Origin of the sequence: Geomonas azotofigens, from assembly GCF_018919395.1 — a bacterium.
Lineage (GTDB): Bacteria > Desulfobacterota > Desulfuromonadia > Geobacterales > Geobacteraceae > Geomonas > Geomonas azotofigens.
The window spans coordinates 294,225-312,469 of sequence record NZ_JAHLME010000001.1; the positions used below are offsets into that span (position 1 = coordinate 294,225).

19 protein-coding genes and 1 riboswitch are annotated in these 18,245 nt (G+C 64.2%); of the genes, 4 read left to right on the forward strand and 15 right to left on the reverse strand.

The genetic code is table 11. The features are described 5' to 3' along the window. Positions 1–34 precede the first annotated feature (34 nt). From thiC to yihA, 7 genes are all read right to left on the reverse strand, one after another. Positions 35–1,342, reverse strand: a complete 1,308-nt coding sequence (thiC, locus tag KOL99_RS01270; RefSeq protein ID WP_216508689.1) for a phosphomethylpyrimidine synthase ThiC — start codon at positions 1,340–1,342, stop codon at positions 35–37. Then, positions 1,339–2,742 carry a cobyrinate a,c-diamide synthase gene (locus KOL99_RS01275; RefSeq protein ID WP_216508690.1) on the reverse strand — a complete coding sequence of 468 codons (1,404 nt, stop codon included), beginning with the start codon at positions 2,740–2,742 and terminating at the stop codon, positions 1,339–1,341. The genes thiC and KOL99_RS01275 overlap by 4 nt, the downstream gene beginning before the upstream one ends. Positions 2,743–2,758: 16 nt before the next feature. Then, complete coding sequence (locus tag KOL99_RS01280) at positions 2,759–3,355, reverse strand: histidine phosphatase family protein (protein WP_216508691.1); 597 nt, start codon at positions 3,353–3,355, stop codon at positions 2,759–2,761. 60 nt (positions 3,356–3,415) lie between these two features. Beyond that, positions 3,416–4,162: an adenosylcobinamide-GDP ribazoletransferase gene (gene cobS / locus KOL99_RS01285; RefSeq protein ID WP_216508692.1), complete on the reverse strand. Its 747-nt coding sequence runs from the start codon at positions 4,160–4,162 to the stop codon at positions 3,416–3,418. Between the two features lie 19 nt (positions 4,163–4,181). Further along, positions 4,182–5,234, reverse strand: a complete 1,053-nt coding sequence (gene cobT / locus KOL99_RS01290; RefSeq protein WP_216508693.1) for a nicotinate-nucleotide--dimethylbenzimidazole phosphoribosyltransferase — start codon at positions 5,232–5,234, stop codon at positions 4,182–4,184. Positions 5,235–5,279: 45 nt separating this feature from the next. Beyond that, entirely contained in the window at positions 5,280–5,801 is a 522-nt protein-coding gene (gene cobU, locus KOL99_RS01295) for a bifunctional adenosylcobinamide kinase/adenosylcobinamide-phosphate guanylyltransferase (protein WP_216508694.1), read from the reverse strand. 89 nt (positions 5,802–5,890) lie between these two features. Then, positions 5,891–6,071, reverse strand: a riboswitch (cobalamin riboswitch). Between the two features lie 43 nt (positions 6,072–6,114). Then, positions 6,115–6,750, reverse strand: coding sequence for a ribosome biogenesis GTP-binding protein YihA/YsxC (yihA, locus tag KOL99_RS01300; protein WP_216508695.1), 636 nt, complete (start codon positions 6,748–6,750; stop codon positions 6,115–6,117). 148 nt (positions 6,751–6,898) lie between these two features. Here yihA and KOL99_RS01305 point away from each other — a divergent pair, with 148 nt between their 5' ends. After that, positions 6,899–7,750, forward strand: coding sequence for an HDOD domain-containing protein (locus tag KOL99_RS01305; protein ID WP_216508696.1), 852 nt, complete (start codon positions 6,899–6,901; stop codon positions 7,748–7,750). 3 nt (positions 7,751–7,753) lie between these two features. Here the strand turns inward: KOL99_RS01305 and KOL99_RS01310 are convergent, their stop codons facing one another. After that, positions 7,754–7,936 (reverse strand): hypothetical protein, encoded by a 183-nt coding sequence (locus tag KOL99_RS01310; RefSeq protein ID WP_216508697.1) that lies wholly within the window; start codon positions 7,934–7,936, stop codon positions 7,754–7,756. Positions 7,937–8,116: 180 nt separating this feature from the next. On the opposite strand from KOL99_RS01310, the gene KOL99_RS01315 reads away from it, so the two are divergent. The 3 genes from KOL99_RS01315 to glgP are packed head-to-tail and all read left to right on the forward strand — an operon-like array spanning position 8,117 to position 13,548. After that, complete coding sequence (locus KOL99_RS01315; RefSeq protein ID WP_216508698.1) at positions 8,117–9,562, forward strand: HAMP domain-containing sensor histidine kinase; 1,446 nt, start codon at positions 8,117–8,119, stop codon at positions 9,560–9,562. Between the two features lie 49 nt (positions 9,563–9,611). Beyond that, the gene (locus KOL99_RS01320) at positions 9,612–10,979 is read left to right on the forward strand and encodes a sigma-54-dependent transcriptional regulator (protein ID WP_216508699.1); all 1,368 of its coding nucleotides are present in this window, start codon (positions 9,612–9,614) and stop codon (positions 10,977–10,979) included. A 16-nt stretch (positions 10,980–10,995) separates the two neighbouring features. Continuing rightward, a complete protein-coding gene (glgP, locus tag KOL99_RS01325) occupies positions 10,996–13,548 on the forward strand; it encodes an alpha-glucan family phosphorylase (protein ID WP_216508700.1) in 2,553 nt (850 codons plus the stop codon). Between the two features lie 53 nt (positions 13,549–13,601). Here glgP and flhB read toward each other — a convergent pair whose 3' ends face one another. Genes flhB through fliM form a run of 7 tightly spaced genes read right to left on the reverse strand, consistent with a single transcriptional unit; the run spans position 13,602 to position 18,236 of the window. Continuing rightward, positions 13,602–14,660, reverse strand: coding sequence for a flagellar biosynthesis protein FlhB (gene flhB, locus KOL99_RS01330; RefSeq protein ID WP_216508701.1), 1,059 nt, complete (start codon positions 14,658–14,660; stop codon positions 13,602–13,604). 9 nt (positions 14,661–14,669) lie between these two features. Then, on the reverse strand, positions 14,670–15,455 hold the full coding sequence (fliR, locus tag KOL99_RS01335) for a flagellar biosynthetic protein FliR (RefSeq protein WP_216508702.1): 786 nt from the start codon (positions 15,453–15,455) through the stop codon (positions 14,670–14,672). Continuing rightward, a complete protein-coding gene (gene fliQ, locus KOL99_RS01340) occupies positions 15,456–15,725 on the reverse strand; it encodes a flagellar biosynthesis protein FliQ (protein WP_216508703.1) in 270 nt (89 codons plus the stop codon). A 9-nt stretch (positions 15,726–15,734) separates the two neighbouring features. Next, complete coding sequence (gene fliP, locus KOL99_RS01345) at positions 15,735–16,478, reverse strand: flagellar type III secretion system pore protein FliP (RefSeq protein ID WP_216509382.1); 744 nt, start codon at positions 16,476–16,478, stop codon at positions 15,735–15,737. An 11-nt stretch (positions 16,479–16,489) separates the two neighbouring features. Continuing rightward, positions 16,490–16,960, reverse strand: a complete 471-nt coding sequence (gene fliO, locus KOL99_RS01350) for a flagellar biosynthetic protein FliO (protein WP_216508704.1) — start codon at positions 16,958–16,960, stop codon at positions 16,490–16,492. Beyond that, complete coding sequence (fliN, locus tag KOL99_RS01355) at positions 16,957–17,262, reverse strand: flagellar motor switch protein FliN (RefSeq protein WP_199395764.1); 306 nt, start codon at positions 17,260–17,262, stop codon at positions 16,957–16,959. The genes fliO and fliN overlap by 4 nt, the downstream gene beginning before the upstream one ends. Continuing rightward, positions 17,259–18,236: a flagellar motor switch protein FliM gene (fliM, locus tag KOL99_RS01360; protein ID WP_216508705.1), complete on the reverse strand. Its 978-nt coding sequence runs from the start codon at positions 18,234–18,236 to the stop codon at positions 17,259–17,261. Before fliM ends, fliN begins: the two co-directional genes overlap by 4 nt. Between the last annotated feature and the right edge of the window lie 9 nt (positions 18,237–18,245).

Consider the following 18,245-nt stretch of genomic DNA (forward strand, 5'->3'; position numbering starts at 1 on the left):
GCGGGGACTCGAATCTTTTGCAACCTGCAGAGCTTCAAATCTTGTCCCCGCGCAGGTATTCGGCGAAGATCTTGCCGGCGCCGCGGGAGGCGCAGAAGTCGCCGCACATGGTGCAGGTCTGCTCGTCCTCGGGAACGCGGCTCTTCCTGATGGCGGCGGCGTCCTCGGGGAACAGCGCCAGCTCGAACTGGCGCTGCCAATTCAGATCGCGGCGCGCCTTGCTCATCTCCTTGTCGCGCTCCCGCCCGCGCTCGGGGTACTTATTCATGTCGCCGATGTAGGCGGCGATCTTGGCCGCCTTCACCCCCATCTTGACGTCCTCCTCGTTGGGAAGCGCCAGGTGCTCGGCCGGGGTGATGTAGCAGATCAGGTCGGCGCCGTAGCGCGAGGACTGGGCGGCGCCGATGGCCGCGGTGATGTGGTCGAAGCCAGGGGCGACATCGGTGGCGATGGGGCCTAGCATATAATACGGGGCGCCGCCGCTCATCCTTTTTTGCAGCTTGATGTTCCCCTCGATCTCGTCCAGCGGCACGTGCCCAGGACCTTCCACCAGCATCTGGCATCCCATGTCGCGGCCGATCTCGGCCAGCTCGCAGTTGATCAAGAGTTCCTGGATCTGGGCGCGGTCGCTGGAGTCGTGGATGGCGCCGGCCCGGAGACCGTTACCGAGGGAGAGCACGGTGTCGTAGCGTTTCAGGATCTCCACGACGCGGTCGAATTTCTCGTAGAGCGGGTTCTCGCGCTTGTTGGCGATCATCCAGGCCGCCATGCTGACGCCCCCCTTGGAGACCAGGCCGCCGTAGCGGTATCCCTGCTTTCTCAGGCGCTCCAGGGTATAGAGGTTGATGCCGCAGTGCACCGCCATGAACGCCATGCCGTCGGCGCACTGGCGCTCGATGATGTCGAAAAGCATCTCCTCGTCCAGCTTGTTCGGGTCGCCGTACTTGCGCGCGGCCTCGCAGAAGGCCTGGTACAGCGGCACGTTCCCCACCGGCAGGTCGACCGCGGCGATCACCTCGCGCCGCACCCGGTCCAGGTCGCCGCCGACGGAAAGCTCCATCAGGGTATCCGCCCCCGCCTCCTGCGCCGCCTGCGCCTTGCGCACCTCGGCCGCGTAGTCGATGATGTCCGACGAGGTACCGATGGAGGCGTTCACCTTGGTGCGCAGCCCGGTGCCGATGCCGGCGACTTTGGGCTTCCTGACGTGGTTCCAGGGAATAACGATCTGCCCCGCCGCCACCTTGTCCCGGACGTACTCCGGCGTTACCTCTTCGTCAAAGGCCACCTGCTCCATCTGCGCGGTGATGATCCCCGCGCGTGCCGATTCGATCTGTGTTTTCATGTGAGACTCCTGGTCCGGTATGCCCTGCAGTGCCCCACGAAGTCCCGTGCGATACCCGGCGAGCTGCCGAAGTGTAAATGGATGTAGGAGGCCAGACAGTTCCGGTAGCGGAAACCTTCCGGCCCCAGGTCGGCGCCTTTCCTGCTGACCCGGTAGAGCCGCTCGATCCCTTCCGGCATCTCCTCCATCTCGGAATAATGAAATTCGTGTCCCCGGGCGATGACGCCCCTGGTGCCGATGACGGCGTCGGACGCCAGTTCGACCTCCCGGTACCCGAGCGCCTTGCGGCGCGGCAGCATCCGGGTCCGCACCGGGAAGACGCCGACAAACGGGGTCGTCCCCCCATCTTCGACAACCCCTTCGGTGAGGTAGATGAAGCCGCCGCACTCGGCGTAGACCGGCATGCCCGCCTCGACCGCCTGGCGGATCGCCCGCCGCATCGGCTCGTTGGCGGCAAGCTTGTCGGCGAAGAGCTCCGGATAGCCGCCGGGAAGGTAGATGCCGCCGATGGCATCCGGCAAGCCGGCGTGCTCCAACGGGGAGAAGCAGCAGATCTCGGCGCCCTGTTCGGCAAGGAGGCGCAGGTTGTCCGGATAGGCGAAGCAAAAGGCGGCATCGCGAGCCACGGCGATACGCACCGGCTCGGCACCAGCCCCAGCGCTGCCAGCCCCGGCATCCGCTGCCGGAAACGGCGACGGCGCCGGCGCCAGGAGCTCCCGCGGATCCAATTCCAGGAGAGCGTCCAGGTCGAGGTGCCGCTCGACGACATCGACCAGGTGATCCAGAAACTCAGCCGAAAGCGGGTTGTCCTCCGCCGTGGTCAGCCCAAGGTGACGCGACGGGATCGCGAGCGCCGCGTCCCGCGGCATGCACCCCAGCACCTTGACATCGGGAAGGTGAGCCGCCAGGGCCTCGCGCAGTATCCGCTCATGGTTCGCGCTCGCCACGTTGTTGAAGACGACCGCCGCGACCTTCACCCCGGGGTCGAAACCGGCGAAGCCGCTCACCAAGGCCGCCGCGCTACGGGCCTGGCTTTTGGCATCGACGACCAGGACGACCGGCGCCGCGAGCTCCTTGGCGATCTGGGCGGTGCTCCCGGCGTCGGAACTGCCGTCGATGCCGTCGAAGAGCCCCATCACCCCCTCGATCACCGCGACATCGGCGGCGGCCGCATGCAGGGCGAAGGTGTCCCTGACGAACTCCAGCGGGCACATCCAGCCGTCCAGGTTGATGGACGGGGCACCGGTCACCAGGGCGTGGTAGCCGGGATCAATGAAGTCAGGCCCGACCTTGAACGGCGCCACCTCGAGTCCGCGACGCTTGAGCGCGGCCATGATGCCGAGGGTCACGGTGGTTTTCCCGGAGCCGCTGTGCGGCGCTGCGATGACCATGCGCTTCATGCCTTGTGAGTCTCCGTCAGCCATTGACCAATTGGACCACGGTGTTGCCGTCGGCCCAGTAGTCGATGATGTTCACCGCGCAGTACTGCTGGTCGATGCAGAAAAAGGAGCCCAGCGGCGCCTTGATCGCGTCCAGGAGGACGATGCGGTTCACGCCGCCGTGGGCCACCACCAGGACATCCTCGCCCCGGTGCCGCTCCACGATCTCCCTCAGGGCCGGCAGCACGCGCCCCGCCAACTCCCCCAGGCTCTCGCCGCCGGGGGCGCAGAAGTTCTCCAAGTCAGCCATGCGCGCCGCCCACTCGTCGGGGCGCTGCTCCTGGATCTGGGCCACGGAGAGCCCTTCCCACACGCCGCAGTTCAGCTCGCGCAGGGCGGGCACCGTGACCGGCTCGACGCCGAGGTAGGGGCCCAGGATCTCGCCGCCGCGCACGGTGCGCTGCAGGTCACTGGTGTAGATGGCGCTGATCCGGTCCGGGTCCAGGCGCGGTTTCAGCTGGTGGTACATCTCCTCGCCGCGCGGGGTGAGACGGACGTCGTAGTGACCGTTGTAGCAGTAGGTGCGCTCCACCTCGCCGTGGCGGATCAGGTGGATCCTGGTTCTTTCAATCATGCGTTCTCCTAAATGCAGGCCCGGGAGAGGGGGGGACCGGCACCTTGCGGAGCCAATCCCCTACCCCATCTGGCGTAAAACGGCCAGCAGGAAGATTAGGCAAAAGATCTCGTTCAATTCGCTGGCGCAGCCGATGACGTCGCCGGTGACCCCGCCGAGCTTCCCGTGCGCCCACCCCTTGATGCCCCAAGTCAAAAAGAACAGGAGCAGCAGGGTGATGAGGCCTGCGAGGTGGAGCAGCGCCGCGCCGACCGCGACCGTGCAGACGCCGGCTAGGACCAGCTGCAGCGCCCCGGCCCCGCCGACGAAGGCGTGCCCCAAGCCGTCTTTCCTGGCCCGTTTGGCGCCGACGGTCATCTGCACCTGGGCGAAACGGGCGGCCATCGGGAAGAACAGCAGCGCTTCCCGCTTGTACTCGACAGGGAGCGCCAGGAGCGCCTGGTACTTGAGCATGAGCCCCAGCACCAGCCCCACCGCCCCCACCGCGCCGACCCGGGAGTCCTTCATGATCTCCAGGAAGCGCTCGCGAGAACCGCGCGCGGCGAGCCCGTCGCAGACGTCCGACAGGCCGTCCAGGTGCAGGGCGCCGGTGACCACGCTCAGGATGGCGACCAGCACCAGGTCGGCCACGGAGCGGGACAGAAGCGGCGCCAGCAGGAAGTCCGTCCCGGCCAGCAGCGCGCCAAGGGCCAACCCCACCAGCGGGAACAGCGCCATGGAGCGCCCCAGGTCCTTCTCCTCGCAGCGCACCGAGACCGGCAGCGGCACGATGGTCAGGAACTGGAACGCAATGATGAATAACCTCATGCGGTCACCTCGGCACCGGCTAGGAGGAGGCCACCCCGGCCTCTTCGAAGGTTGCCATTTCCTTGAGTATCTTGACGCCGGCCTCGATGAGCCCCATGGCCAGCGCGGCGCCGGTCCCCTCGCCCAGGCGCAGCTGCAGGTCGAGCAGCGGCTTGACGCCGATGCGCTCCAGCATCATCTGGTGGCCGATCTCGACCGAAGTGTGAGCGGTGAAGATGTAGTCGCGCACGGCGGGGTGCATCTCGGAGGCGATCAGCGCGCCGGCGGTGGAGATGAAGCCGTCGACCACCACGGGGATCCGGTTGGCCGCGGCGCCGAGCACCAGCCCGGCGATGCCGGCGATCTCCAGCCCGCCGACCTTGGTGAGGACGTCCAGCGGATCCTGGGGCTCGGGGCGGTTCAGGTCGAGACCGGCCTGGATCACCTTGATCTTTTTTTCCAGGGCGTCGTCGCCGATGCCGGTGCCGCGGTGGGTCACCTCGCGTACGGTGCAGCCGGCAATAGCCGCGATGATGGCGGAAGAGGGGCTGGTGTTGCCGATCCCCATCTCTCCGGTGCCGACCATGGCGACCCCTTCCTTCTTGGCCTCGTCGGCCAGCGCGATACCGACCTCGATGGCGGCGACCGCCTCCTCGCGGGTCATGGCGCTACCCTTGGCGAAGTTGCGGGTTCCCTTGGCCACCTTGCGGATGATGAGTCCCGGCGCCGGCTCGAAGTCGTAGTCGACGCCCACGTCCACCACGCGCACCTCGGCGCCGCTGTGGCGGGCGAGCACGTTGACCCCGGCGCCGCCGCGCAGGAAGTTGAGCACCATCTGCGGGGTGACTTCCTTGGGGAACAGGGAGACACCTTCCTCGACGATGCCGTGGTCGCCGGCGAAGGTGAAGATGACCTTCTTGGCGGTGTCGGGGGCGAGGTCGCCGGTGATGGCAGCGAAGCGGCGGCCGACCTCCTCCAGGCGTCCCAGCGAGCCGAGCGGCTTGGTCTTGTTATCGAGTTTGGCCTGGGCCTTGGCGAGCATCGCCTCGTCCACGGGCTGGATCTTGGCGAGGGTTGTTTCCAGAAGTTGCATCGGTTCCTCCTTGAATTTCATGGCATTTCACATGTCATGGCATTATCACTTCAGCCTGAGCGGCAATCCTGAAATGGTGACGTAGACCTCGTCGGCGGCGGCGGCGATCAACTCGTTGGCTTCGCCGGCGAGATCCCGGAAGCTGCGGGAGAGAGGATGCTCGGGGACGATCCCCATCCCGACCTCGTTGGTGACGATGATGAGCGGGGTTTGGAGCGAGGCGAAGCTCCCGGCGAAACTTGCCACTTGGGCCAGGGCCTCGCCGGCCCCGCCCGGACACCGGAAGAGGAGGTTGGAGATCCAGAGGGTGACGCAGTCGAGCAGCATCACGTTAAAGCGCCCCTCGTGGCTGCGGATCGCCTCCGCCACCTCGAGCGGTTCCTCGACGGTCTGCCACTCCGGGCCGCGCCGCCCCTGGTGCCGGGCAATGCGGTCCGCCATCTCGGCGTCGCCAGGCTCGCCGGTGGCGAGGTAGCCCCGCAGCGGGGCGTATGCATCGGCCAGCCCCTCGGCGAAACGGCTCTTACCGCTGCGGGCACCACCGGTGACCAGGACCACTTTGGACATAAAAAAACCCCCCTTCCCATGACGGAAGGCGGGTCAAAAACGCACTACAGGTGCGGTTCCGGCTTTAGCCCCTCTGCCACGGAGGTTCCAACAAGCTTCTCATCCTGGCAGGTTTCCTGACTCACGGGTCGTCTTACTCGCCGCGCCTTCCCGATGCGATCAGTGGCGTTGTTGCGGCTTTCATCTCCGTTCACAGTTGCGGGACAGCGAGGGATTCACACCCTCTTCCCTTTTAACCCCTCTCGGGGCACCAAGACGAACGTCTATATATTTTTTACAGCGACGTGTTTACTAACAGACGCCGCGGTGAAAGTCAATCACTAACGGGCGCCGCTTCCTCCGCAAATTCGCCGCTTTCCCCCTCCGCGGGGGCGAGGGCCGCGTCGATACGGGCCCAGACGGCGTCCTTTCCTTCCTTGTTGAGGGCGGAGAAAAAGGTGAGGTCCTGCTTGTCGACGGCCAGGGTGGCGCAGATCACGGCGGTCTGCCGGGCGCGCTCGTTCTTGGAGAGCTTGTCGCACTTGGTGACCACGATGATGGGGGCGATGGAATAGGCACGCAGCCAGGCGAGCATCTGCAGGTCGTCGTCGTTGGGGACCCGGCGGATATCCAGGATCAGCACCACCCCGCGCAGGTTCTTCCTCTTGGCGAGGTAGGTCTCCATCATGGGGCGCCAGTCCTTCTTCACCGCCAGCGGCACCTTGGCGTAGCCGTAACCGGGGAGGTCGACCAGCATGAAGTCGTCGTTTACCTGGAAGAAGTTGATCAGCTGCGTGCGGCCGGGGGTGGAACTGGTGCGCACCAGGTTCTTCCGGTTCACCAGCACGTTGACCAATGAAGACTTGCCGACGTTTGAGCGCCCGGCGAAGGCGATCTCGGGGAGGTTCCCCTCCGGGTAGTGCGCCGGACGGGTCGCGCTTTTAATGAATTCCGTGTTCTTTACGATCAAAGTGAAACCTTATTCCTTTTTTTCCGGGCAGTATAGACCGCGGCGAGCCCCCTTTCAATCATTAAATCCGAGCTTGCTTAAAGCTAACGTTTTGGTATATTTTTGAACCTGACCAGAACCGGCCTCAGCCAACGGAAGGATTCAAGGCATGAATAAAGAACTCGAGACTGCGATCATGACCGCAGCGGACCTGCCCACCATTCCCATCGTTGCCATCAAGGTGATGCAGCTTATCGAAAGCGAGAATGCCACGGCCGAAGAACTGGCCAAGATCGTATCATCGGACCCGGCCGTCGCGGCGCGGGTGCTCAAGATATCCAACTCCTCCTTTTACGGCTGCCGCAGGCAGATCCAGACCCTCTCCAGCGCCATCGTCATCCTCGGTTTCAGCACCCTGAGAAGCCTCGTCGTCGCCGCATCGGTGAAGCAGGTGTACAAGCCCTACGGCCTCACGGAGAAGATGCTCTGGGAACACTCCTTCGCCGCCGGGCTCGCCGCCCGGATCATCGCCAGCCGCACCCGGGTCGCCAACGAGGAAGAGGCCTTCCTGGCCGGACTGTTCCACGACATCGGCAAGATCATCATGAACACCCTGGACCGGGACAAGTTCCAGGAGGTGATGCAGCACTGTTATAACGAGGGGATTTCATTCGGGCAGGCGGAGAAGGGGGTCTATCCCTTCACCCATGACGAGGTGGGAGCGTACGTGATCAGGAAGTGGAACTTCCCGGAGATCCTTACCACAGCGATCCTGCAGCACCACCAGCTTGACTTCAGCGAGCTGGACGACCCCGCCCTGATCAACCTGACCGCGGTGACCTCGCTGGCCGACCAGTTCTGCTTGAAGCTCGGCATCGGGATCAGGGAGCCCCAGGAAGAGATAGACCTCGTCGCTTCCAAGGCGGGGCAGTTGCTGAAGCTCACCGAAGAGAACGCGGCCGAGATGCTGGAGGTCTTTGACAAGGCCTTCGCCGAGGACAAGGCCCTCTTCACCAGCTAAAGGCTACTCGGAGGAGTCTTCGACCCCGGCCTTCTCGAGCAGTTTTTTGGCCTCATCAGAGATACTGACGCTGTCGGCCGGTTCCGACTTCTGGGCCGGCTTTCCCCGCCTGCGCTGATGCTCCTGCCCCCCGGCGTCCGGGTCGATCCTGAGCCCACCCGAAATCCTGTCGACGCTGTAGCTCATGCCTCCTCCCATCGCTCCTGGTCCTGGCGCGTATCAACGCCAGGCATCTTAACAGCAAGTCCAAGCTAATGGAAGCCAATTAATTCATCCGCCCGGCGCCCTTTAATCGGCCTTGTCTAGCCAGGGGCGCTGCTGTATACTTGCGAGCTTAGTGAAAACTCATACATCGGAAAGAACGTCATGAAACTGAACACGAAGCTGGTGATGATCATGCTCACCATGCTGGTAGTCGCCACGCTGATCCTCTTCGTCTTGAACCAGTTCAGCCAGAACGACCTGGTGCAGGAGATCCAGGAGAGTTCCACCGTTGTTTCCAAGGCCATCCAGCTGAGCGTCGAGGACCTGACCTCGGAAGAGGAATCCACCCGACTCTCGGAATACCTCAGCCAGGCCAAGAACAAGGGCGTCAACGAGATCAACATCATCAACAACGAAGGGGAGATCATCAACTCCTCCGACCCGGCACAGGTCGGCAAGAAGCGCGAGATCAAGAAACTGGAGAAGGGGCTCAAGCGCCGCGGCAGCGGCAGCGGCAGCTCGCTCAAGCCCTACGACCTGGTGGTGCCGGTCATCGTGGGCGACGAGCAGCTCGGGTACGTGCAGATCAACCTCCTTCTGGACAACATCCGCGATATCCAGCACGCCAACTTCGTCCGCCGCCTCTCGGCCACGGTGCTGGTGTTCATGGGTGGCATGATACTGATCATCTTCCTCGCGCGCCGCTACACCAGCCCGATCCACCGCCTGGCCACCGGGGTCAACAACGTCTCCGCCGGCGACCTGAGCGTCACCTTCGAGGTGGAAAGCGGCGACGAGATCGGCGAGCTCGCCGAGAACCTGAACGAGATGGTGAAGAAACTGAAGGAAAAAGAGCAGTTGGAGAAGCGGCTCTACGAGGCGGAACACCTCTCCAAGGTGGGACAGCTGGCGGCGGGGATCGCCCACGAGATCAGGAACCCGCTCAACTACATAAGCCTCGCCATCGACCACCTGAAAAGCGAGCTGCTCCCCTCCTGCCCCGAGAAGGGGGGCGAGCTCGAGTCCATCGCGGACAACATCAAGGAAGAGGTGCGCAAGGCCAACTACATGGTGCTCAACTTCATGAACTACGGCCGGCCGCTCAAGCTCAAACTGCAGCGGGTGAACTACGCCGACCTCCTCGACAAGGCGATCCACATCATGCAGGACCGGCTCACCGAGAGGAACATGAAGGTGGTGCGCGAGATCCCGGCCGACCTGCCGGCCATGCAGATCGACCCGGAGCTTATGCGCAACTGCCTGTGCAACTTCATCAGCAACAGCATGCAGGCGATGTCCGACGGCGGCACCATCACCCTCGGTGCAGCGGTCGACCCGGAAACCGGGGAGTGCCGGCTGAGCTTCAGCGACTGCGGCGTGGGCATCGACGAGCAGGACCTGGAAAAGGTGTTCCAGCCCTACTTCACCACCCGCGAGGCGGGAATCGGGCTGGGACTGGCCATCACCGAGCGCATCGTCAAGGAGCACGGCGGGCGCATCTGCGTGGAAAGCCGCAAGGGGGAAGGAACCACCTTCATCGTGATTCTCCCCGCGGGCGCGATCGCGGCCGCGGCCGGCGAAGCCGACGGACGGCAGTTGGCGCTGTAAACCACGGCAAGCAACGAAACAGCTAGACATTAAGGAACCTGGAGTGGCAATGAGCGGCAGCATCCTGATAGTAGATGACGAGAAAGGGCAGCGCGACATCCTGAGCGCCATCCTGTCCAAGAAGGGGTACCGGATCACCTCGGTCCCCAGCGGAGAGGAAGCGCTGCAGGAGCTGGAGCAGGCCGAGTACGACCTCCTGCTCACCGACCTTAAGATGCAGGGGATCTCGGGGATGGAGCTTATGGAGCGTGTGCTCTCCGACAACCCGTCCCAGTGCGTGGTCATGATGACCGCCCACGGCACCATCGACTCCGCAGTCGAGGCGATGAAAAAGGGGGCCTTCGATTACCTGGAGAAACCGCTGGAGCGCGAGGACCTGATCCTCACCGTGCAGCGCGCCTTCGAGCGGATCATGCTGATGAAGGAAAACCGGGTGCTGCACAAGAAGCTGGCCGAAACCAGGACCCTCCCCAACATGATCGGGGAACACCCGAAGATGATGGAGGTCGCCCGCATCATCCACAAGATCGCGCCCACCTCCACCACGGTGCTCATCTACGGGGAATCGGGGACCGGCAAGGAGCTGGTGGCCCGGGCCATCCACGACGGCAGCCCGCGCAAGGACCGGGCCTTCTTCGCCATCAACTGCGCCGCCATCCCCGACGCGCTGATCGAGAGCGAGCTCTTCGGCCACGAGAAAGGGTCCTTCACCGGCGCGGGAACCCGCGAAATCGGGATCTTCGAGGCGGCCGAGGGTGGAACCGTCTTCCTGGACGAGATCGGCGAGATGAACGTCGCCATGCAGGCAAAGCTGTTGCGCGCCATCCAGGAGAAGGAGATCCGCCGGGTCGGGGGGAAGGTGAACATCCCGGTCGACGTCAGGATCATCTCCGCAACCAACAAGGACCTGGAGCAGGAAACCAAGCGCGGCAACTTCCGCGAGGACCTCTTCTACCGGCTCAACGTGATCCGCATCACCCTGCCGCCGCTCAGGGAGCGGGGCAACGACATCGTCACCCTGGCCAACTTCTTCCTGAAGAAGTACAGCCAGGTCTCGGGGATCTCGGTCAAGGGGATCGGCAAGCCCGCCCTCAAGATCCTCCTGGACTACAACTGGCCCGGCAACGTGCGCCAGCTCGAAAGCGTGATCGAGCGCGGCGTGCTCATGGCCGAAAGCGACTACATTCAACCCGAGGACCTGCCCGCCGAGGTGCATCACGACGCCTCCCTGGCCGGGTCCCTCCCCTTCGACTTCCCGGCCGAGGGGATCTCGATCGACAATCTGGAGCGCGACCTGATCACGAAGGCAATGCAACGGGCCGACTGGGTCATCGCCAAGGCGGCACCACTTCTAGGCATGAGTTACAAGACGCTACAATACCGGCTCGAGAAGTTCGGTATAGGGAGGCCGGAGTAAGTAGCGAGGAGGCGGTATGAACCTCTTCTCGACGCTGCACCGCTTCACCGTTGTCCCCTCGCTCCCCAGGGAGCTCTCCGGGCTGCAACGGATCGCATACAACCTCTGGTGGACGTGGGAACCGGAGGCCATCGGACTTTTCAAGCGCCTCGACCCGGAACTCTGGCGGGCGACGCGCCACAACCCTCTGGAGATGCTGGGGTGCCTGCAACAGGCGACCTACGAGAGCCTGATGCTCGACGAGGGGTTCATGTCGCATCTCGCCCAGGTGGAGGAGCGGCTCAACGAGTACCTCTCGTCGCGCACCTGGTACGAGCGGCACGGCAATCCCCGAGCCCGGATCGCCTACTTCTCCATGGAATTCGGCCTGCACGAGTCGCTCCCCATCTACTCCGGGGGCCTGGGCATCCTGGCGGGCGATCACCTGAAATCCGCCAGCGACCTCGGGCTGCCGCTGGTCGGGTTGGGGCTCCTGTACCGCCAGGGGTACTTCCGGCAGCACCTGAACTTCGAGGGGTGGCAGCAGGAGATCTACCCGGAGAACGATTTCTACAACCTGCCGCTGCACCTGGAGCGCGACACCAACGGCGACCCGCTCACCCTGGAGCTGGAGTACCCCGGCAGGAACGTGCGGGTGCAGATCTGGCGGGTCCAGGTGGGACGGGTGCGCCTCTACCTGCTCGACAGCAACCTCGAGGATAACGCCCCGGCCGACCGCGAGATCACCACGAGGCTCTACGGCGGCGACCAGGAGATGCGCATCAGGCAGGAGATCCTGCTCGGGATCGGTGGCATCAGGGCGCTGCGCCTTTTGGGGGTCGAGCCCAACGTCTGCCACATGAACGAGGGGCACGCCGCCTTCCTCGCCCTGGAACGGGTCCGGGTCCTCATGGAGGAGCGCTCGCTCTCCTTCCAGGAGGCGATGGAGGCGGTCCGCGGCGGCAACGTCTTCACCACCCACACCCCGGTCGAGGCCGGTATCGACCACTTCCCGGCGGAGCTCATGGAGCGCTACCTGGGCTACTACTACCGCCACCTGGGGCTCTCCCGCGACCAGTTCCTCGCCCTGGGGATGCAGAACCACGGCCGCAGCAACGAGAGCTTCTGCATGGCGGTTCTGGCCATGAAGCTGTCGCTGCACTCAAACGGCGTCAGCGAGCTGCACGGCATGGTGTCGCGCCGCATGTGGGCCGACGTCTGGCCCGACCTTCCCGAAGAACAACTCCCCCTCACCTACGTCACCAACGGCGTGCACCAGAAGAGCTGGCTATCCGAGGAGATGAGCGGCCTTTTGATCCGCTACCTCGGCACGCGCTGGCTGGAGCAGAGCGACGAAGCGCTCTGGCGCAAGGTGTCCCGGATTCCCGACGCGGAGCTGTGGCGCACGCACCGCCGCGGCACCGAGCGCCTGGTGGACTACGCCCGACTGAGCCTCAGGGCGCAACTGCAAAAGCTCGACGCCGGCGCCAAGGAGATCGACCGCGCCACCGACGTGCTCGACCCGGAGATCCTCACCATCGGCTTCGCGCGCCGCTTCGCGACCTATAAGCGCGGCACCCTCCTGCTGCAGGACAAGGAGCGGCTGGAGCGGATCCTGAACCACCCAGAGCGTCCGGTGCAGATCGTCTTCGCCGGCAAGGCGCACCCCGCCGACCACCAGGGCAAGGAGCTGATCCGGCAGATCGTGCAGCTCGCGCAGCAGGAGAAGTTCCGGCGCCGCATCATCTTCCTCGAGGACTACGACATCTCCGTGGCTCGGCGCCTGGTGCAGGGGGTGGACGTCTGGCTCAACACGCCGCTGAGACCCCAGGAAGCCAGCGGCACCAGCGGCATGAAGGTCGCTTTCAACGGCGGGCTGAACCTGAGCATCCTGGACGGCTGGTGGTGCGAGGGGTACCGTGGCAATAACGGCTGGGCCATCGGCAGGGGGGAGGTCTACGACGACCTCGCCTACCAGAACGAGGTGGAGAGCAGGGCCATCTACGACCTTTTGGAGAAGGAGATCGTCCCCCTGTTCTACAACCGCGGCAGCGACGGCGTGCCGCGCGGGTGGACCGCTTTCATGAAGACGTCGATGCAGACCCTCTGCCCGGTCTTCTCCACCGACCGCATGGTGCAGGAATACGCCCGGCGCTGCTACCTCCCCGCCTTCGAGAACTGGGAGCGGCTGACCCGTGACGACCTGAGGCTCGCGGTGGAACTTGCGCGCTGGAAGGAGCGGTTGCACGGCGTGTGGGGGGGGCTGGCCATCGTGGCGGTCCAGGCCCAATGCGAGCGGGAGGTGACCGTGGGGCAGAAGGTCCCCATCTCGGTGCAGATCACGCCGGGCGACGTGCCGCTCTCCGAGATCGCGGTCGAGGTCTACTTCGGGGTGCTCGATTCGCGCGGTTCCATCGTGGGTGGGGAGGTGGTGCCGCTGGACCCGGCCCCGGACCCCGACAAGGTGGGGCACTTCGGCGGCGAGCTGGAATGCCGCTTCTGCGGGCGGCACGGCTTTCTCTTGCGGGTCATGCCGCGGCACCCGGAGCTGGGCACGGTGTACGATCCGGGCCTGATCCTATGGGGATGAGCCGTTAGAAGTGAAGGAGGGAGGTTGTAATCACGGGAGGTGAGGCGAAAGCCTCACCTCTTTTTCAGGCTGTACACGTAGGCAAGGATCTCGGCGACGGCGGCGAAGAGCCCCTCCGGGATCTCGTACCCCTCTTCCACCTGGGCGTAGAGCTCGCGGGCCAGGAAGCGGTTCTCCACCAGGGTCACGTTGTTTTCCCGCGCCACGATCTTCATCTGCAGCGCCATCTGGTCCACCCCCTTGAAGAGCACCACCGGAGCGGACATCTTGAAGCGGTCGTACTTGAGCGCCACGGCGTAGTGGGTCGGGTTGGTCACCACCACGTCCGCGGTAGGGATGATCTGGCGCATGCGCCGGCGCGCCATCTGGAAGGCCTTCTGGCGCTGCTTCCCCTTGATGGCCGGGTCCCCCTCGCTGTTCTTGTGCTCGTCCTTCACCTCCTGCTTGGTCATCTTCAGGTTGTCCAGGAAGCGCCACTTGACGAAGGCCAGGTCGAGCACCGCCAGGATGATCAGCACCCCGCAGGTATGCAGCACGATCTTGAAGGCGATGTGGCCGATGAACTGCAGGATCCCCTGCAGGTCCTGGTCCACCAGGAAGATGATCCCCTCCATCTCCTCGGCGAGGACCTTGTAAGCCATGTACCCCACAATCGCCATCTTGATGAAGGACTTGGCCACCTCGAAGAGGGAATCCTTGTTGAAGAGCCTCCCCACCCCCTGCACCGGGTTCAGGCGCCCCAGGTCGAACTTGAGCTTCTCGGAGCTGAGGTTGATCCCCCCCTGGCTGATCTCGACGCCGAGCCCCGCGATCAGGCAGACCAGCATGAACGGCGTCAGCATGATGCCCAGGTTGGCGAATTCCCTGGTCATCAGGTGGTGCACGCCGGCCGGGGTGATCTCGATGGTGGCCAGCCCGCCGAAGATGTCCCGCATGGTCCCCTGCAGGGTCTTCAGCATGATGCCGGAGCTGGCGTAGAGGGCCACCATGGCCGCGATCAGGGTCACCGCCGAGGTCATCTCGCGGCTGCGCGCTACGTTCCCCTTGCTCTTGGCATCGGAGATCTTTTTTCCGGTAGGTTTCTCTGTTTTTGAGTGTTTGTCGTCGGACATGGCGAAGGCCTAGGCGAGCAGCCTGAACAGGGCGTGCATCTGCTGCACGAAAGCGGCGAAGCTCCCGTTGAGGACGCGCAGGAACACCGGCAGCGTGAGGCCGAGGATCAGGAAGCCGATGCCGATGTTGAGCGGCATGCTGACCATGAAGACGTTCATGGCCGGGAAGCTGCGCGCCACGATGCCGAGCGCCACCGTGGTGGCCAGAAGCGCCACCGAGACCGGGGCCGCCAGTTTGAGCGCGACGACGAAGATGCCGGTGCTGGTCTGAACCAGGAACTTCAAAAGGCCGCCGCTGACGTGCCAGGCCCCCAGCGGAATGAGCTGGTAGCTCTCCACGATCCCCTTGATGAAGAAGTGGTGCACGTCGAGCGCGAGGAAGATGAGGGTTGCCAGCACCCCCTCGAAGATGGCCATGGTGGGGACGTTGTTCTGGGTGGTCGGGTCGAACTGGGCGGCGATGGAGATCCCCATCTGGGTCCCCACCAGCTGGCCGCTGAACTCGACCGCGGCGAAGACGAACTGGGAGATCGCCCCGAGCGTCAGGCCCACCAGCGTTTCGCGCAGCACCAGGAGCATCAGGGAGAGCGAGTCGGTCTCGACGGGGACGGCTTTCAGCCGGATGATGGGGAAGATGACCAGCGCCATGGCGAAGATGAGGACCACCTTGATGCGGTTGGGGACCAGGCGGGCGCCGAACATCGGGATGGCCATGAACAGCGCCGCGACCCGGGCCAGGACCAGGGCGAAGGGGATCAGGTCGGCCAGGGCCTTGAGCGGGAGGGCGTCGAGCACCTAGTGCCTCATGTTGGCGATCATGCCGTAGATCTCGTGGGTGAAGTCGCTCATGTACATCATCATCCAGGGGAAGAAGACGACCATGGCCACCATGACCGCGATGATCTTGGGAGCGAAGGCGAGGGTCGCCTCGTTGATCGAGGTGACCGCCTGGAAAATGCTGATGAGCAGGCCCACCACCAGGGCGGTGATGAGCAAGGGAGCCGAGAGGAGGATTACCGCCTCGAAGCTTCTCCTGCCGAGTTGGACTACCATTTCCGGGGTCATGCTAACTCCTTATCCGAAGCTCTTCACCAGCGACCCGATCACCAGCCCCCACCCGTCCACCAGCACGAACAAAAGGATCTTGAAGGGGAGCGAGATCATGACTGGCGGCAGCATCATCATACCCATGGACATGAGCACCGAGGCGACCACCATGTCCAGCACCAGGAACGGGATGAAGATCAAGAAGCCGATCTGGAACGCGGTCTTCAGCTCGCTCACCATGTAGGCCGGGATCAGCGTCATGGTCGGGATGTCGTCGGCGTTGCGCGGCCTGGGGAGCTTGGAGAGGTTGATGAAGAGGGCCAGGTCCTTCTCGCGCACCTGCGAGAGCATGAACTTTCGCAGCGGCGCCACGCCGCGCTTGAGCGCCTCCTCCTGGGTGATGGTCTGCGCCTTGTACGGCTGCAGCGCCTGGGTGTTCACCTGCTGCCAGACCGGCGCCATGATGAAGAAGGTGAGAAACAGCGACAGCCCCACCACGATCTGGTTCGAGGGGGCCTGCTGGGTTCCCAGCGCCGACCGGAGAAAGGAGAGCACCACGACGATACGGGTGAAGGAGGTGGTCATCATCAAGAGGCTCGGCGCCAGCGAGATGATGGTCATCACGAAGAAGATCTGCAGCACCACGGAGACGTCGGCCGGCTTGCTCACCTTGCCGACTCCAAGGCTCACCGTGGGAAGGGAAAGCGGTTCCGCGCCCGCGGTCGCCGCCAGTATCAGGGACAGAGCCACCAGGAGCAGCGCCCCCAGCATCTTTTTATGTTTCACGCGAACCCACCGCTTTTGCCGAGTTGCCCAAGCGGCGCCTCCTTACGGGGGAGCCCGCCGGCCAGGGCCTCCAGCTTCTTCCTGAGCTGGCCCGGGATCAGCGCCGCGGCGCTTTTCTCCTCGACCACCTCGATCTCTTCCAGCATCTCCACCTGCTTGATCAGGCTCACCCCCTCGCCGCTGTTGGACAAAAGCAGGTACTCTCCCCCCACCTCCACCAGCATCAGCGACTTCTTGGGGGCCAGGTGCCTGGTCTCCACCACGCGGATGTACCCCGCCGACTTTCCCTGCGGGATCTTCATGAGCTTGTTGGCAAGGTAGTAGAGGATCAGGATGATGCCGATCACCAGGATCAGCGAACCGACCATCTGCGCCAGGCTCCCCAACAGGTCGGGGCCGCCGCTGTCGGCATGCGCCGCCGCCGGGAGGAGCAACGCCGCCGTTGTCACCGCCGCGAGCTTTCTCATAGCACCTTGTCCACCCTCTCATTGGGGCTCACGATGTCGAGGAGCCGGATGCCGAACTTGTCGTTCACCACCACCGCCTCGCCGCGCGCCACCAGCTTGGAGTTCACGAAGACATCCAGCGGCTCGCCCGCGAGCTTGGTCAGCTCCACCACCGAGCCCTGGTTCAGCTGCAAGACGTCCCGCACCAGGAGCTTGGTCCGCCCCAGCTCCACGGTGAGCTGCAGCGGGATGTCCATGATGAAGTCCAGGTTCTTCGGCTGCGGAACGTCCTTCTGTTCGTCTAAAGCGAGTTTTTCGCTCAATCTTCACCTCCTGTCAGGGTGCGGGTGATCTGTACCGCCTTGTTGCCGCCGCTTACCCCGGCAATGCCCATAAACTTCTTGGTCCCCCCCACCTTCACCACCAGTTCGTCCTTGCCGCTGGAGTCGAGCATGATCACGTCGCCCGGGGTGAGCCCCGTCAGGTCCGCCAGCGATATGGTCGCTCCCCCCATCTCCACCGACATGTCCATGGGCGCGCCCATGAGCTCCTCGGAGAGGCGGTAGGACCAGAGGGGATCCACCACCATCATGTCCATCTGCACGCCGCGCTTCAGCTTGTCGCGGATCGGCTCGATGGTCAAAAACGGGATGGCGAGGATCATGCTCCCCACGGTCTCCTCGATCTGGATCTTCATGCTCATGGTGACCACCTGGTACTCGGGGGGGACGATGTTGACCAGGCGAGGGTTCATCTCCAGGCGCAAAAGGTTCATGCTGGCCGGGCAAAGCGGCGCCCAGGCGCGCTCCAGGTCGGCCAGCGCGTCCTTGACGATCTTCTCCACCAGGCGCAGTTCGATGGAGGTGAAGAGCCGGTTCATCCCCTGCCCCGACGGCACCCCCGAGCCACCCAGGATGCTGTCCACGATGGTGAACACCAGGGTGCTGTCGAAGGCGATCAGCGCCGCCCCCTTCAACGGGTCCATCTTGTAGATGGCCATACAGACCGGCGACGGGAGCACGCTCAGGAAGTCGCCGAACTTGTAGGGGACCGCCTCTTCCTTCTTGATGTCCACCATGCGCCCCAGCCGGTTGGACATGGTGACCCGGTTGTAGCGGATGAAACCGTCGTAGACGATGTCCAGGTTCGGGATGGCGCGGTGGGCCTCGATGTCGAGCAGGTCGAACTGCTCCGCCTGAGGCCCGGCCTTGGCCAGCTCGTTGTCGGGGATCAGGGTCCCGTCGAAAACGGCCGCCACGAGGGCGTCGATCTCTTCCTTGGTAAGGAGCTTTTCCATCGAAGGCAC